The sequence below is a fragment of the Citrobacter sp. Ce104 genome, assembly GCF_030334595.1.
Taxonomy (GTDB): domain Bacteria; phylum Pseudomonadota; class Gammaproteobacteria; order Enterobacterales; family Enterobacteriaceae; genus Citrobacter; species Citrobacter europaeus.
This window is the reverse complement of the sequence record NZ_JAOWDP010000069.1, coordinates 29303-44403: the sequence shown is the minus strand read 5'-3', so window position 1 is coordinate 44403 and position 15101 is coordinate 29303. Positions and strand designations below refer to the sequence as shown.

Annotated in this window: 15 protein-coding genes; 5 read left to right on the top strand and 10 right to left on the bottom strand. The window is 48.5% G+C overall.

The window, feature by feature from the left end; genetic code table 11:
* Positions 1-2 precede the first annotated feature (2 nt).
* Genes OGW16_RS22975 through OGW16_RS22960 form a run of 4 tightly spaced genes read right to left on the bottom strand, consistent with a single transcriptional unit; the run spans position 3 to position 4407 of the window.
* On the bottom strand, positions 3-839 hold the full coding sequence (locus tag OGW16_RS22975) for a ketose-bisphosphate aldolase (RefSeq protein WP_043016637.1): 837 nt from the start codon (positions 837-839) through the stop codon (positions 3-5).
* Between the two features lie 24 nt (positions 840-863).
* Complete coding sequence (locus OGW16_RS22970; protein WP_286519009.1) at positions 864-1907, bottom strand: NAD(P)-dependent alcohol dehydrogenase; 1044 nt, start codon at positions 1905-1907, stop codon at positions 864-866.
* Between the two features lie 17 nt (positions 1908-1924).
* Positions 1925-3304 carry an MFS transporter gene (locus OGW16_RS22965; protein ID WP_213733108.1) on the bottom strand — a complete coding sequence of 460 codons (1380 nt, stop codon included), beginning with the start codon at positions 3302-3304 and terminating at the stop codon, positions 1925-1927.
* Between the two features lie 26 nt (positions 3305-3330).
* Complete coding sequence (locus tag OGW16_RS22960) at positions 3331-4407, bottom strand: zinc-binding dehydrogenase (protein ID WP_043016640.1); 1077 nt, start codon at positions 4405-4407, stop codon at positions 3331-3333.
* Between the two features lie 296 nt (positions 4408-4703).
* Between OGW16_RS22960 and chiD the strand changes: the two genes are divergently transcribed.
* Both chiD and yajD read left to right on the top strand, forming a co-directional pair.
* Positions 4704-5957, top strand: a complete 1254-nt coding sequence (gene chiD / locus OGW16_RS22955) for a chitinase ChiD (RefSeq protein WP_286519005.1) — start codon at positions 4704-4706, stop codon at positions 5955-5957.
* Positions 5958-6050: 93 nt separating this feature from the next.
* Positions 6051-6395 (top strand): HNH nuclease YajD, encoded by a 345-nt coding sequence (gene yajD, locus OGW16_RS22950; protein WP_043017929.1) that lies wholly within the window; start codon positions 6051-6053, stop codon positions 6393-6395.
* A gap of 44 nt (positions 6396-6439) precedes the next feature.
* Here the strand turns inward: yajD and OGW16_RS22945 are convergent, their stop codons facing one another.
* Together OGW16_RS22945 and msrB are read right to left on the bottom strand one after the other, a co-directional pair.
* Complete coding sequence (locus OGW16_RS22945; protein ID WP_043016642.1) at positions 6440-6715, bottom strand: YeaC family protein; 276 nt, start codon at positions 6713-6715, stop codon at positions 6440-6442.
* Between the two features lie 42 nt (positions 6716-6757).
* The gene (msrB, locus tag OGW16_RS22940) at positions 6758-7171 is read right to left on the bottom strand and encodes a peptide-methionine (R)-S-oxide reductase MsrB (protein WP_043016643.1); all 414 of its coding nucleotides are present in this window, start codon (positions 7169-7171) and stop codon (positions 6758-6760) included.
* Positions 7172-7512: 341 nt separating this feature from the next.
* Between msrB and gapA the strand changes: the two genes are divergently transcribed.
* Entirely contained in the window at positions 7513-8508 is a 996-nt protein-coding gene (gene gapA / locus OGW16_RS22935; protein WP_003030697.1) for a glyceraldehyde-3-phosphate dehydrogenase, read from the top strand.
* Between the two features lie 199 nt (positions 8509-8707).
* Complete coding sequence (locus OGW16_RS22930; RefSeq protein WP_043016644.1) at positions 8708-9592, top strand: D-hexose-6-phosphate mutarotase; 885 nt, start codon at positions 8708-8710, stop codon at positions 9590-9592.
* Between the two features lie 82 nt (positions 9593-9674).
* On the opposite strand, the gene OGW16_RS22925 is transcribed toward OGW16_RS22930, so the two are convergent.
* From OGW16_RS22925 to OGW16_RS22910, 4 genes are all read right to left on the bottom strand, one after another.
* Complete coding sequence (locus OGW16_RS22925; RefSeq protein WP_286519003.1) at positions 9675-10529, bottom strand: aldo/keto reductase; 855 nt, start codon at positions 10527-10529, stop codon at positions 9675-9677.
* A gap of 174 nt (positions 10530-10703) precedes the next feature.
* A complete protein-coding gene (locus tag OGW16_RS22920) occupies positions 10704-11057 on the bottom strand; it encodes a hypothetical protein (protein ID WP_043016646.1) in 354 nt (117 codons plus the stop codon).
* A 10-nt stretch (positions 11058-11067) separates the two neighbouring features.
* On the bottom strand, positions 11068-11310 hold the full coding sequence (locus OGW16_RS22915) for a hypothetical protein (RefSeq protein WP_043016647.1): 243 nt from the start codon (positions 11308-11310) through the stop codon (positions 11068-11070).
* Between the two features lie 579 nt (positions 11311-11889).
* Positions 11890-12636, bottom strand: a complete 747-nt coding sequence (locus tag OGW16_RS22910; RefSeq protein ID WP_043016648.1) for a MipA/OmpV family protein — start codon at positions 12634-12636, stop codon at positions 11890-11892.
* A 433-nt stretch (positions 12637-13069) separates the two neighbouring features.
* Between OGW16_RS22910 and yeaG the strand changes: the two genes are divergently transcribed.
* The gene (gene yeaG, locus OGW16_RS22905) at positions 13070-15004 is read left to right on the top strand and encodes a protein kinase YeaG (protein ID WP_043016649.1); all 1935 of its coding nucleotides are present in this window, start codon (positions 13070-13072) and stop codon (positions 15002-15004) included.
* The last annotated feature ends 97 nt before the right edge of the window (positions 15005-15101 follow it).

Genomic DNA, 15101 nt, shown 5'->3' with positions numbered 1-15101 from the left:
TGTCATTCCGCTTTACCGTCAGAGCCAAACAATTTAATTTTTTCTAATGCTCGCTCTTTTACTGCTTTACGAACTTCACGTTCAACGTGGAGAAACGGCTGATTCTGATTCGCTTGTACAGCCGCCATGGCGGCCTGGCATAGTTCAGTATGAATGTTGATTTTAGAGATGCCTAATGAAATGGCTTTTTTGATATCCGCATCGCTGATACCTGACGCACCGTGTAGCACCAGCGGAACAGAAACCGCCCGGCGTACGCGCTCAACAACCTCGAAATTAAGTTTCGGTTCAGAGGTATAAACCCCGTGCTGGTTGCCAATCGCCACCGCCAGAGAATCACAGCCGGTACGCTCGACAAATTCCGCCGCCTGGCTTGGGTCGGTATAGTGATAGCCCGCCAACGCCTCTTCATAAACCGTTTCATTCCCCACATGGCCCAGTTCAGCTTCGACCGGCACGCCCAGCGGATGGAAAAAATCCACAGCCTCTTTCGTCAGACGAATATTCTCTTCAAAATCAAAGGCAGAGGCATCACGCATTAGCGAATTCATACCATGGGTCCAGGCGTTATGGATAATTTCCATGCTGCGTCCGTGATCCCAGTGCGTAATAACCGGAACCGAGGCTTTTTTCGCCATTGAAACCATCATGTGCGAGAAATCTTCAAATGAGGTATTACCTACAAAACCAGTGCCGAAGGAAATAATCACCGGCGATTTAGATTCTTCCGCCGCATCCATCACCCCCATTAGCATTTCTGCATTCCACACGTTAAAGTGGGCAATTGCATAATGTTTATTTTGGGCATCATTTTCCCAATATTTAATATCTGCCAACATGGTTATTTCTCCCTTTTGAATAAATTAATGATTTACTTTAATAACGCCTTTGATAATTTCACGCTTGTTATTAACGGATTCATCAAACGCGCGCTGAACATCTGCATAATCGTAAATATGCGTCACCATCGACTTCACATCGAAACGACCAGAGGAGATGGCTTCAATCGTTACCGGGTAGCGGTTGGCATAACGAAAAACCGTCTGAATCGACACTTCACGGTTAATTTTGAGGAAATTAATCGCTGAATCACCAGGTACTGTACCCACGATCATAATTTTCCCGCCGCGCATCACCAGATAGGGAGTCTGTTTAACGGTGATGGCTGAGCCGGCGGTTTCGAAAACAATGTCCGCCCCCATGTCGCCAGAGAATTGTTGGCAACAGGCGATGGTGTCCTCTTTTGCACCGTTGATAACGGTCGACGCCCCAAGTTGCTCGGCCATCACCAGGCGTTTTTCCAGCACATCAACCACCGCAATGTCGGTTGCGCCCAAACATTTACAAGCTTGCAGGGTCATTAAACCAATACAGCCAGCCCCCAGAATGATGATTTTCTTGCCCGGCTTAACGTCCGCCAGCATTGCAGCATGGATACCGACCGCCGCAGGCTCCACCAGCGCGCCTTCCAGCGTGTCCATGTTATCGGGCAGCTTGTAAGTGAAGCTCTCCGGATGACACAGATAGTGGGTTAGCGCGCCGCGATAATTGGGCTGAGTGGCCATGAAATCGACGTCCGGACAGATGTTGTATTTCCCTTCAAGACAGTAGCGACAGTGACCACACGGCACGCCCGGCTCAATGTTCACCCGGTCTCCGGGTTTAAATTTTGTCACTCGGTTTCCTACCGCCACCACCGTACCAGCGCATTCATGCCCCAGACCAATTTCCTGATTGGGATCTTTCGGCGGAATAAAAGGACCCGATTCAAAACCATGAACATCTGATCCACAAATTCCAACGTATTCCACTTTAATCAGCACTTCATGCTCTTTTGGCACCGGAATTTCGGCGTCGATAATTTTCATCGTTCCCGGTGTTTTTAAGATTGCTTTTGAATTTTTCATCTTATTTCCCATCAATATTATTTGCTGGTAATTGCATCAATACCGAGACTTTCGACAGAGACGCCTTTTGTTTCGATTCCGATAGTGGCAATAGCAACCGCGACAATAATTGAGACAACGCCAAGTAGTACAAATACTCCCGTCACACCGTAGCTGCTAAGCAATACCGCGACAGCATAAGGTGCCGCGATACCGCTGATACGCCCTACCGCGTTGGCAAGCCCAGACCCGCGAAGTTTCGCCTCGGTCGGCCATATTTCCGGAACATAAACCGCTGAGGCATAACAGACGTACATATAAACAAATGTAATCAGGAAGAAACCAATTAATGTTATTAACAGCATGCTGGTTTGCAGTGAATAGATATAACCCAACACAGCGATTAATACTAATAAGCCAACTCCCATGATTTTTCTCGGAATTTTATCCATTACCAACATGGCGATAAAAATCCCAAACGGCGCGCCAAACATACTCATGGTATTTAAAACAATGGAGTCTTTCAGATTAATACCTTGAGTCATAAATATTGTCGGTAGCCAGTTAATTAAGGTGTACTGCACGACGTTCATGGCAATCAGAACAAAGGAACCCAAAATAACCCGTTTAAGTAACACCCCTGTTAATAAGGCGGAATACGGAACAGAACGCGGTTGTTTGCCATCATCATCTATTACGACTGGTGGCAGCGGCTTGCCGGTCTGGCGAATAACGCCCTCCTCAATTATCCGCATTACCTGTTCGGCTTCCTGGTAGCGTCCGCGAGATTCCAGCCAGCGAGGCGACTCCGGGAAACTGCGCCATGCAATAACAGTTGCTATAAGCGACAGCACAGCTGGAATCAACAACTGTACACGCCAGTTCCATTCCGCGCTGATAAGTGGTGTCAGCCCCATCGCAATCAGCGAACAAAGTGGATAAGACCAGTTACCGATAAACGATACCCGACTGGACCAGGTACCACGATTTCGGCCTGGCATATATTCGGTAAACCCGGCAAATAAGGTCACCAGCAATGCACCTAATCCAACTCCCATTACAAAACGACAGGCGATCAGGAAGGTCATGTTGGGTGAAAACGCACCAACTATCATAGAAATAATATGAATCGCTTCATACAAGATAAATGCGTTTTTACGCCCGGTTTTGTCACCGATAATTCCCCCCCCGAGCGCGCCGAGAAACATTCCTGCCGTCGTAATGGCAGAAAACGTGGCGGTGGTGGAATTATCGGTCCAGCCGAGTTCTTTTAACTGCGCGAGAATTAATCCGCCAACGGCATTACTCCAACAAACCAGTAATCCGAAGGCAACCATTGCAAACATCGACATGTGCCAGCGGCAGTCAGGCAGCCTGTCCAACCTCGCGCCGCAGTGCGGTTTTGCTATCTGTTCCATCCGGGAACCTTCCTTTAATAAATGGGTTATTCATCAAAGTCATAGGTCATGATGACCTTAATCGCGGTTTTATCGACCATGGCGTCAAAACCTTCGCGCCATTGCGACAGACCAATACGGTGAGTGATCATCGGTTTGACTTTGATCGCGCCGCTGGCCAGCAGACGGATGGCATTGCGCCAGGAGGTGGAATCGTAAGCCATATGGCCAATGATGCTTTTATTCCACGCAGTGATGTCGTTAATGGAAAATTCGAGAGGCTTGAAGCCCATGCCCACGCGGACGACTTCACCGTTGGGACGCAGCATTTCAATTGATTGTTTAAGGGCAATGTTGGCACCGGAACATTCGATAACCAGTCCCAGATTGTCTTTCCCGCAGATTTCCTGACAACGTGCAACCACATCTTCGGTCGAACCGTTGACGACCGCTGTCGCCCCCATTTCTTTGGCAATGGGGAAACGCACCGCGACATCGTCTTCCAGCCCGACCATCACGATATTAACAGCCCCCATAATGCGCGCCATTTGTACGGAAAAGAGTCCTAACGGGCCGGTACCGAAAACCACAACGTCCTGGCCCGGAAGAAATTTGGATTGCTGAGCGATAGATTTGTAGGCATTGCAGATAGGATCCAGCACAGCCGCTTCTTCATAATCGACCCCAGCAGGGATTTCCCACAGCGCGTGACGGTGAATCTTGAGGATTTCCCCAGGGACCAGACAATATTTCGAGAACCCACCGCCCCAGGTATTGTTATCCAGACCTAAATTCACCTTTTCTGTACAACAAAGAAAATCGCCTTGTTCGCATGCAGGACATACGCCGCAAACGTGCCCGCTGTTATCTGACACCACTCGCTGCCCTACCTTCCAGTCCTTAACCTTGTCGCCAACCTGTACAATTTGCCCAGCGAATTCATGACCACGAATCGAATTAAAAAGGTCGGATCCACTGTCGACATTGTAGTGTTTCATGTCCGCGCCACAGATAGCAGCCGCCTTGATTTCAATCACAACGTCATCCGGACCGCATACTGGCTCCGGAACATCAATCATCTTGTAGCCACCAAAGGCCTTGCCAAATCTTGCCAGTGCTTTCATTGAATTTTCCTTTGTGTTCGTTTTGCATCAGTGGTCATCATACTTATCCATATAATTTTTGAGGTCAACATTAAATCTTTAAAACACAGATACAGATCTGCATTTCACAACTCAGATCACAAATCAGTGCAAAGATGAACTGAAACTCAATGGAACACGGCAGCCGCTTCGCTAAAAATGGCGTGAACCTCTTCGCATTTTTTCTGTTATGAAACTGTTAACCTACGAGTGCTGTTTTTTTCGCCACGCCATTTCCGTGGCGTGTTTGCTTGTTTAAATGTCAAAGAGGAACACCGATGAAACTATTGCCTTTGTTGGCAGCATTACCCCTGCTCTGCGCCAGCGTTGTTTCCGCCAGTTCACTGATGTCAGTTGGCTACTTTAATGGTGGCGGCGACGTCACTGCCGGCCCCGGTGGCGACATCAATAAACTGGATGTTCGTCAGATAACCCACCTCAACTATTCATTTGGCCTTGTCTACAACAATGAAAAAGACGAGACCAATGACGCCTTAAAAGACGCCAGCAAGTTGCATCAGATTTGGCTTTCACAGAAAGTGCAGGATGATTTGCTGAAAATTCCACAACTGCGTAAACAAAACCCGAACCTGAAAGTTCTGCTTTCCGTCGGTGGTTGGGGCGCACGTGGATTCTCTGGCGCGGCGGCAACGAAAGAAACACGTGCGGTGTTTATTCAGTCTGCGCAGGAGATAATTGCGAAATATGGTCTTGATGGCATCGATCTCGACTGGGAATATCCGGTCAATGGCGCCTGGGGACTGGTCGAAAGTCAGCCGGGCGACCGCGCTAACTTTACCGCACTGTTAACTGAGCTGCGTGCCGCATTAGGGCATAAAAAACTACTGACCATCGCCGTGGGCGCGAATGCGGAAAGTCCGAAAAGCTGGGTGGATGTGAAAGCCATTGCGCCATCGCTCGACTACATCAACCTGATGACTTATGACATGGCTTACGGCACCCAGTATTTCAACTCGAACCTGTACGATTCGACGCATTGGCCGACGGTCGCCACGGCGGATAAGTACAGCGCCGATTTTGTCGTTAACAACTATCTTGCCGCTGGTCTAAAAGCGAGTCAGATGAACCTTGGCATTGGTTTTTATGGACGAGTACCAAAACGTGCCGTTGAGCCAGGCATTGACTGGAGCAAACCCGACGCGCAGAAAAACCCCGTTACCCAGCCCTATTTCGGGCCCGCGCAAATTGAGTTGTTCAAATCACTGGGCGTCGATCTGAGCAAAGATACCTATGTGAAGTACAACGATATCGTGGCGAAGTTGATCAACGATCCGCAAAAGCGCTTTAGCCAACATTGGGATGATGAAGCGAAAGTGCCGTGGTTATCGGTAAAGTCTGCGGATGGAAAAGCACTCTTTGCTCTCTCCTATGAAAATCCGCGCTCGGTAGCGATTAAGGCTGACTACATCAAGAGTAAGGGGCTGGGTGGCGCCATGTTCTGGGAATACGGTGCGGATGACCAAAATCAGTTGGCGAAGCAGTTAGCCGATTCGTTAGGCATCAAACACTGATCCCAACGCCTGACACAATAGGTTATGATTAGCGCATTCTGCTGCGCCCACTTTTGGCGCAGCTCTTCATTTTCTACTGGAGGCATGAGCTTTATGGCTTTTATCCCTAAAAATTACGCCCGTCTGGAAGTCGGTTACCGGGAAAAGGCGCTTAAACTCTTTCCCTGGGTCTGCGGACGTTGTTCCCGTGAATTCGCGTATTCAAATTTGCGCGAGTTGACGGTACACCATATCGATCACGATCACTCCAATAATCCGGAAGATGGTAGCAACTGGGAAATGTTGTGCCTGTACTGCCACGATCATGAGCACTCGAAATACACAGAAGTGGATCAGTATGGTTCTACCGTAGTGGCGGGCGAAGATGCGCAGAAAGACGTCGGCGAAGCGAAATATAACCCGTTCGCCGATCTGAAGGCGATGATGAACAAGAAATAACATCAGCTGCGGGCCCGACACCTATATATGCCGGGCCTGGGTAATCAAGATTTAAACGTCGCTATCGGTTCGGGTGAAATACCAAATTCCACTTTCAGCTGCTGCTTACTCTTCATCACCATCTCACCGTTGGTATCAATTGTCATATGCTGCGCGTCAATATTGTTTCGCGCCTGCCATAACATGACCAATTGCAAGCAGTTCTCTTTTTGTTCTGCCGTTAGCGCCACGCCATCCGGCCATTTTCCGAGTTCAACGGCAGTAGATAAGCGCTGATAAACTTCCGGCGTCATGCTGTTGATCATCTCATCAAGATTCATGTTAAATCCACTCTCCGCAGAATAATTTGCTGAATCGTTTCTTCAGCCCTTGGTTTGCTCACCGTTTTCACCATCGGTGAAGTTCAAAGACGCTGAGTTAACGCAGTAACGTTCACCGGTAGGTTTCGGGCCATCCGGGAAGACGTGTCCCAGGTGCGCATCGCAGTTACCGCAGCGGATTTCAATGCGCTGCATACCGTGTGACGTATCTTTTATGTAACGGATAGCCTCTTCACTGACAGGCTCGTAAAAGCTGGGCCAGCCGCAGCCAGAGTCATATTTTGTCTCGGAACGAAATAGCGGTTTGTCGCAGATCAGACAGTGGTAGATGCCGTCACGTTTGTTATGCAGCAAACGCCCGGTAAATGGCGGTTCTGTCCCGTGATTCTGCGTCACGTAGAACTGCATTTCGGTTAAATTATTTTTCAGTTCTTCTGGAGAAGGTTGATTAGCCATTTGCTCACATCTCGCTTTATCTAAACTCACATCGCGAGACAGATTCTAACAAAACATTAACACCGGAGTACGAACTTTTGTTCTAAACTTGATCCTTGCGAAATGGCAGCCTGCAATTCGTGATCAGAATCACATTTTTATCTTGATTGCCCTTTAAAATTCGGGCCGCCGACCCCATGTGGTTTCAAGCCCAAAGGAAGAGTGAGGCGAGTCAGTTGCGCAAAGCTTAGGCAGCAGTTTGATTTGTCGCAATGATTGACACGATTCCGCTTGACGCTGCGTAAGGTTTTTGTAATTTTACAGGCAACCTTTTATTCACTAACAAATAGCTGGTGGAATATATGACTATCAAAGTAGGTATCAACGGTTTTGGCCGTATCGGTCGCATTGTTTTCCGTGCTGCTCAAGAACGCTCTGACATCGAGATCGTTGCAATCAACGACCTGTTAGACGCTGACTACATGGCTTACATGCTGAAATATGACTCCACTCACGGCCGTTTCAACGGTACCGTTGAAGTGAAAGACGGTCATCTGATCGTAAACGGTAAAAAAATCCGTGTTACCGCTGAACGTGATCCGGCTAACCTGAAATGGGACGAAGTTGGTGTTGACGTAGTAGCTGAAGCTACTGGCCTGTTCCTGACAGACGAAACCGCTCGTAAGCACATCACTGCTGGCGCGAAAAAAGTGGTTCTGACTGGTCCGTCCAAAGATAACACTCCGATGTTTGTTAAAGGCGCTAACTTTGACAAATACGAAGGTCAGGACATCGTTTCTAACGCTTCCTGCACCACTAACTGCCTGGCTCCGCTGGCTAAAGTTATCAACGACAACTTCGGCATCATCGAAGGTCTGATGACTACTGTTCACGCAACCACCGCTACTCAGAAAACCGTTGATGGCCCGTCTCACAAAGACTGGCGCGGCGGCCGCGGCGCATCCCAGAACATCATCCCGTCCTCTACCGGTGCTGCTAAAGCTGTAGGTAAAGTACTGCCAGAACTGAATGGCAAACTGACTGGTATGGCGTTCCGCGTTCCTACCCCGAACGTATCTGTTGTTGACCTGACCGTTCGTCTGGAAAAAGCTGCTTCTTACGAAGAAATTAAGAAAGCAATCAAAGCTGCTTCCGAAGGCCCGATGAAAGGCGTTCTGGGTTACACCGAAGACGACGTAGTATCTACCGATTTCAACGGTGAAGTTTGCACTTCCGTGTTCGATGCTAAAGCTGGTATCGCACTGAACGACAACTTCGTGAAACTGGTATCCTGGTACGACAACGAAACTGGTTACTCCAACAAAGTTCTGGACCTGATTGCTCACATCTCCAAATAAGTTGAGATGAAACAGTAATCTGTAAGAGCGACTCAGGTCGCTCTTTTTTTTGCCCGAAGATACCCGTCATACTTCAAATTGCAGGTGTGTTGGCTACGCTCTCTCACCCGAATCACTTACTACAGTAAGCTCATCGGGGGTTCGTTCACTTGCCGCCGTCCTGCAACTCGAATTATTTAGGGTTAAAAAGGATTGCGTAATGATTAATAAAATTTTTGCACTTCCGGTTATCGAACAAATTTCCCCTGTCCTCTCCCGCCGTCAGCTTGATGAGCTTGAGGTTCTTGTTGTCGATCACCCACAGGTTAAAGCTTCTTTCGCACTGCAGGGCGCACACCTTCTTTCCTGGAAACCAAACGGCGAAGAGGAAGTTCTGTGGTTAAGTAACAACACTCCGTTTAAAACCGGCGTAGCGCTGCGTGGCGGCGTACCAATATGCTGGCCGTGGTTTGGTCCGGCGGCTCAGCAGGGTCTGCCTTCTCATGGCTTTGCCCGTAACCTGCCATGGACGCTAAAAGCACACAACGAAGACGACAATAGCGTGGTGCTGACGTTTGAACTGCAAAGCAACGCTGAAACGCGTCAGCTATGGCCGCATGAATTCTGCCTGTTGGCCCGTTTCAAAGTGGGCGCTACCTGTGAGATGGAACTGGAAGCTCACGGTGAGTTTGAAACCACCTCTGCGCTGCATACCTATTTCAACGTCGGTGACATTGCGGCAGTGAAAGTCAGTGGTCTTGGCGATCGACTGATCGATAAAGTGAATGATGCTAAAGAAGATGTGCTGGCTGATGGTATCCAGACCTTCCCGGATCGCACCGATCGTGTCTATCTGAACCCGGAAGCGTGCAGCGTGATTCATGATGCTGCGTTGAATCGCAATATCGACGTCGTCCACCACCATCATCTGAACGTCGTGGGCTGGAACCCGGGCCCGGCACTGTCCGTCAGCATGGGCGACATGCCTGATGACGGCTACAAAACGTTTGTTTGCGTAGAGACGGCTTATGCGACAGCTCCGCAGAAAACCACTGAAGAAAAACCGTCTCGCCTGGCGCAAACTATCCGGGTAGCTAAACGCTAACACAGCTCTGCGCACCATGCCGGATGCGGCTCACGCCTTATCCGGCCTACAAACCGCTCGCAGCCGTAGGCTATTCGACAAATCAGGCCATATCCAGCGCCGTTTTGCCTTTTGGTGCCGGATATGCCTTATCTAACTGCTTCAGCTCATCAACAGAGAGCGCTATCTCCAGGGCAGCGGCATTCTGTTCCACATGCGCTACGCTTGCCGCTTTCGGAATCGCCATTACGCCCGGTAGACGAATCACCCACGCCAGCAAAACCTGAGCAGCGCTGACATTGTGCGCGCGCGCGATGTCGTTAACCACAGAGTTAGCAAGCAAGTCACCGCGCAGTCGACCTGCCTGAGCCAGTGGGCTGTATGCCATAACTGGCATCTGCTGCTGCTGGCACCACGGCAGCAAATCATATTCAATACCGCGCGATGCTAAATGGTAAAGCACCTGGTTAGTTGCGCATTCCCGCCCACCAGGTACCTGCCATAACGCCTGCATATCATCATAATCAAGATTTGAGACGCCCCAGCGACGGATTTTCCCCTGCGCGATAAGCGCTTCCATGGCATTAACAGTCTCAGCAAATGAAAAATCGCCCGACCAGTGCAGCAAATAGAGATCCAGATAATCAGTTTTCAGTCGACGCAAGCTCGCTTCACAGGCAGTAATGGCCTTCTGTCCACCGGCATTCCAGGGATAAACTTTCGAGACTAAAAAGGCGTTATCACGCCGCCCCGCTATTGCTTCACCCACTACCTCTTCCGCTGCGCCGTCAGCATACATTTCGGCGGTATCAATCAATCGCAGGCCGAGATCCAGACCAGCCTGGAGCGCAGAAACTTCATCCCGGCGTCGGCTTCGGTCCTCGCCCATGTACCATGTTCCCTGCCCAATAGCAGGAAGCGATTCCTGCTTTGTAAACATCACCTGTTTCGCTGTCATCGCACCCTCCTGTGTTAATGCACCACAGTAAAGCAAAACAACCGGCATGTGTCCTGTTAAGGTGCACAAATTGCACCATCCGTGATTGGGATTGACCGCTATGCAATGGCATAAAAAACCCGGGAAGAAATAATGTTCCCGGGCTAAATAGAAAAATTCTTAACTGCGCGGCGATTATTTCAAGCGGCCTAAATATTTACCCTCTTTCATCGCATTGATCTTTCCATTTTTATAAACGATGACGGAAATCAGGCCCGCGCTATAAGTCTGAGCTTCTGCACTGCTCTCATCATTTGCCGCAGCTTTGCCATTAATATAAGCAATACCATCAGCGCCGCGTTTAAAGTCTACGCCCAGTTTATTCACATGCACTGGTGTGATTTTAGTGACGTGTACCGGAGCATTCGCATCGCTGACCATCGTTTTATGTTCATGCTGCAGCTGCTGTCGATATGCTTCACTGATGGCATAGGCGGGCACCGCTGCAGATGTCGCTGCCAGCACAGCGATAATTATTAATTTTTTCATAAGTTAAATCTTAATATTTGTCGTGTTTGTGGTGATGACTGGTATTAGTATCATTTGAGCTATATACGTTTTGCGCGTTTTCCATAGCCTGTTTTTCAGCTGCGGCATTGATTGTCGCCTGACGGTTTTGCTCTGCGATATAGCAGGCATCGCGGCTCACGCCCTTGCTTTCGCAAGCATTCATGCGTGAAGCCTCAGTGGAACATCCCGCCAGAACGCAGCTCATCATCGCTATCAAGATTAACTTTTTCATTATTTATACCCGGTTGATTCTCAAGAAAGCCACATGGCATGTAATACCTCAGCCACGCAGAGTTACTGTCTTAACTTTAAGTTGGATTAATATCTGCAATAGATAATTCAATGTCAATTTTTATTTTTCCAGATAAATACCTAAAAGATGTAAAGTAAAAATAAATTGAATGCTTTTCTTTTTTTTCAAATGAAAGTTAACTTTCAATGTTAATCAAAAAGAATAAAATAGTTATCAATTGTTTTATAGCGCACGATAAGAAATAATAAATGCATGCTACGATTATAAAAGAGAATCCTATCAAGATATTGCACAAACCAAAATCACTTACACAGGACAATGATTCGTAAAATTGTGCAGATACGCCTCCCTTACCAAACGAAGATATTTAAGGTTAATCATGCAAGAGGTTTAATTTTGGTAATTGCGACAGAGAAACTACGTTAAATATTCGTTGCGACCAGGTGTAATGTCATAATGGCACAAAAAATCGAATCTCATGTTTTAGATCAACATTCATCTCTGTTACGCACAAAAAAGCCCGCATCTCTGCGGGCTAGTGTTTGACACGCAGTGGTATCAGAACTTGTAGGTCACACCCACTGAGAAGATGCCAGACCAAGACTTGTCAACCATTGGGCTGTCCTTCACTTCATCACTCAAACGCACATAACGGCCAGTGCCGTATACGTTCCAGTTGCCAAGGAAGTTATAGCTCGCGGTTAACTCCAGGAACGGATCCCAACCATCGTCAGCGTTGTAGCTTTTCAGACCACTGCGGCGAGACTCGTTATTAGACACGCCATAATAATAGTCGTTGTAGTTTTCGCTGCTGTACTGCACACCGATACCCGGCGTCAGAGTCAGCGCACCGTTGGTGTAACGGTAGAGCCAGGCCAGATCCCAGATAAAACCATTGCTGTTATCCAGAGTATCACCCGCCAGTGCAGTACGCAGGAAACCATACTGGGTGTTATGTACATACGAGAGGCCAGCCATCAAGCTGCTTTTACGCTTGTCGAGTTGGCGCAAAGCATGGCTATCGCTATCACCCGGCTTGAAGTGCGTCGGATCATAGTACGCCATGATGGAGAGCTTATCTGCCGTATCATTCCACAGATAGTAGCCGCCACCCAGACCGTGGAACCAGACGTTATCGCCTTCATAGGTGACAACCGGAACGGGATAAACATCACGGTCATACTGTTTGTACGGGCTGTTAATCACGCCGGCACCTGCACCAACAGTCCACTGACTTTCCGCCTGTGCGGTGCTAACTGCGGTTGCTGCAAGGATGCCCAATGCCAGAAGTTTGAGTTTGGTCACAGTCCATAATTCCTTATTCAAATGTGTAGCGGTCAAAGTGTAACCGCCAATACTCTTCAGCCCAACTATTTTACGTATTCGCCCCGGAATGTAACCCCCTAATTTCTCAGCGAGTGATGACAATTTGCTTGCAGAAGGGTTAACACTGTATGAATCCTGCCTCATTTCTTTACATAAGATGTGCTTTTTTTGCTGATGAGTTATTGATATGCCATTGAAATTCATTTGCGCACACAGGCAAGTTTTGCAAATGCCATCTACGCTTAATTTTAGAAGGTGTATCACCGAATGCGTTGATCTCCTGACCACCACAATGGCATGAGAGTTGCTTATTTCTTCAGCGGCGACGTCGTTCAGTTTACCTCTTCAGGGGCCTCTACTATTCATATGAACGGCTCTTAACATGTGCTAAAAAACGAAAGGACGGCATACCATGAATATATTCGATCACTATCGCCAGCGTTATGAAGCTGCCAAGGACGAAGAGTTCACGCTGCAGGAGTTTCTTACCACTTGTCGGCAAGATCGCAGTGCTTATGCCAACGCGGCAGAGCGGCTATTAATGGCTATTGGTGAGCCTGTCATGGTCGACACTGCCCACGAACCTCGACTTTCTCGACTCTTTTCGAATCGGGTGATTGCACGATATCCCGCCTTTGAAGAGTTTTACGGCATGGAAGACGCCATTGAGCAGATTGTTTCTTATTTAAAGCATGCGGCTCAAGGTCTGGAAGAGAAGAAGCAGATCCTGTATCTGCTGGGGCCTGTGGGAGGGGGGAAATCATCTCTTGCTGAGCGGCTGAAGTCGCTGATGCAGCGAGTACCGATTTATGTCCTGAGCGCCAATGGCGAACGTAGTCCGGTAAACGATCATCCGTTATGCCTGTTTAATCCACAGGAAGACGCGCAGATTCTGGAAAAAGAGTATGGGATCCCGCGTCGCTATCTCGGTACGATCATGTCGCCGTGGGCTGCGAAACGTCTGCATGATTTTGGCGGGGACATTACAAAATTCCGCGTCGTCAAAGTCTGGCCGTCTATTCTGGAGCAGATCGCAATCGCCAAAACGGAGCCTGGTGATGAAAACAACCAGGATATCTCTGCGCTGGTGGGGAAAGTGGATATTCGTAAACTCGAACACCACGCCCAGAACGATCCTGATGCCTATGGTTATTCGGGCGCACTGTGCCGCTCAAACCAGGGGATTATGGAGTTCGTAGAGATGTTTAAAGCACCGATTAAAGTGCTGCATCCTCTGCTGACCGCAACCCAGGAAGGAAACTACAACGGGACAGAAGGTATCTCTGCCCTGCCGTTTAACGGGATTATTCTTGCCCACTCGAACGAATCCGAATGGGTGACTTTCCGTAATAACAAAAACAATGAGGCGTTCCTTGACCGTGTTTACATCGTCAAAGTGCCTTATTGCCTGCGGATCTCCGAAGAGATCAAGATTTACGAAAAACTGCTCAATCATAGTGAGCTGACCCATGCGCCTTGCGCGCCGGGTACGCTGGAAACGCTCTCTCGCTTCACCATTCTTTCTCGTCTGAAAGAACCTGAGAACTCGAGCATTTACTCGAAGATGCGCGTTTACGATGGTGAAAGCCTGAAAGATACCGATCCAAAAGCGAAGTCCTACCAGGAGTATCGGGATTACGCTGGGGTAGATGAGGGAATGAACGGTCTCTCCACGCGTTTTGCGTTTAAGATCCTTTCTCGCGTCTTTAACTTTGATCATGCAGAAGTTGCGGCGAACCCGGTGCATCTGTTCTACGTCCTGGAACAGCAAATCGAGCGCGAACAGTTCCCACAGGAGCTGGCTGAACGATATCTTGAGTTCCTGAAAGGTTATCTGATCCCGAAATATGCTGAATTCATTGGCAAAGAGATCCAGACAGCCTATCTCGAATCCTATTCCGAATATGGACAAAATATTTTCGACCGCTATGTCACTTATGCGGATTTCTGGATTCAGGATCAGGAGTATCGCGACCCGGATACCGGTCAGCTGTTTGACCGTGAGTCGCTGAACTCAGAACTGGAGAAAATTGAGAAGCCGGCGGGTATCAGTAACCCGAAAGATTTCCGTAACGAGATCGTTAACTTTGTTCTGCGTGCCAGAGCGAATAACAGCGGTCGTAACCCAAACTGGACCAGTTACGAAAAACTGCGCACGGTTATTGAGAAGAAAATGTTCTCCAATACCGAAGAGCTGCTGCCGGTGATTTCGTTCAATGCCAAAACCTCGACTGACGAGCAGAAAAAGCACGACGATTTTGTCGATCGTATGATGGAAAAAGGCTACACGCGTAAACAGGTGCGTTTACTGTGCGAATGGTATTTGCGCGTACGTAAATCGTCCTAATAGCATAAATGCCCGGTGGCGCATGCGCTTACCGGGCTTGCAAAACAATGTTCCGTAAGCCGGATAGCGCCAGCGCCAGCGCCATCCGGCACTTACA

Coding starts and splice junctions, on each gene's coding strand:
- OGW16_RS22975 (WP_043016637.1), bottom strand. CDS start 839: ATGTTGGCAGATATTAAATATTGGGAAAATGATGCCCAAAATAAACAT.
- OGW16_RS22970 (WP_286519009.1), bottom strand. CDS start 1,907: ATGAAAAATTCAAAAGCAATCTTAAAAACACCGGGAACGATGAAAATT.
- OGW16_RS22965 (WP_213733108.1), bottom strand. CDS start 3,304: ATGGAACAGATAGCAAAACCGCACTGCGGCGCGAGGTTGGACAGGCTG.
- OGW16_RS22960 (WP_043016640.1), bottom strand. CDS start 4,407: ATGAAAGCACTGGCAAGATTTGGCAAGGCCTTTGGTGGCTACAAGATG.
- chiD (WP_286519005.1), top strand. CDS start 4,704: ATGAAACTATTGCCTTTGTTGGCAGCATTACCCCTGCTCTGCGCCAGC.
- yajD (WP_043017929.1), top strand. CDS start 6,051: ATGGCTTTTATCCCTAAAAATTACGCCCGTCTGGAAGTCGGTTACCGG.
- OGW16_RS22945 (WP_043016642.1), bottom strand. CDS start 6,715: ATGAATCTTGATGAGATGATCAACAGCATGACGCCGGAAGTTTATCAG.
- msrB (WP_043016643.1), bottom strand. CDS start 7,171: ATGGCTAATCAACCTTCTCCAGAAGAACTGAAAAATAATTTAACCGAA.
- gapA (WP_003030697.1), top strand. CDS start 7,513: ATGACTATCAAAGTAGGTATCAACGGTTTTGGCCGTATCGGTCGCATT.
- OGW16_RS22930 (WP_043016644.1), top strand. CDS start 8,708: ATGATTAATAAAATTTTTGCACTTCCGGTTATCGAACAAATTTCCCCT.
- OGW16_RS22925 (WP_286519003.1), bottom strand. CDS start 10,529: ATGACAGCGAAACAGGTGATGTTTACAAAGCAGGAATCGCTTCCTGCT.
- OGW16_RS22920 (WP_043016646.1), bottom strand. CDS start 11,057: ATGAAAAAATTAATAATTATCGCTGTGCTGGCAGCGACATCTGCAGCG.
- OGW16_RS22915 (WP_043016647.1), bottom strand. CDS start 11,310: ATGAAAAAGTTAATCTTGATAGCGATGATGAGCTGCGTTCTGGCGGGA.
- yeaG (WP_043016649.1), top strand. CDS start 13,070: ATGAATATATTCGATCACTATCGCCAGCGTTATGAAGCTGCCAAGGAC.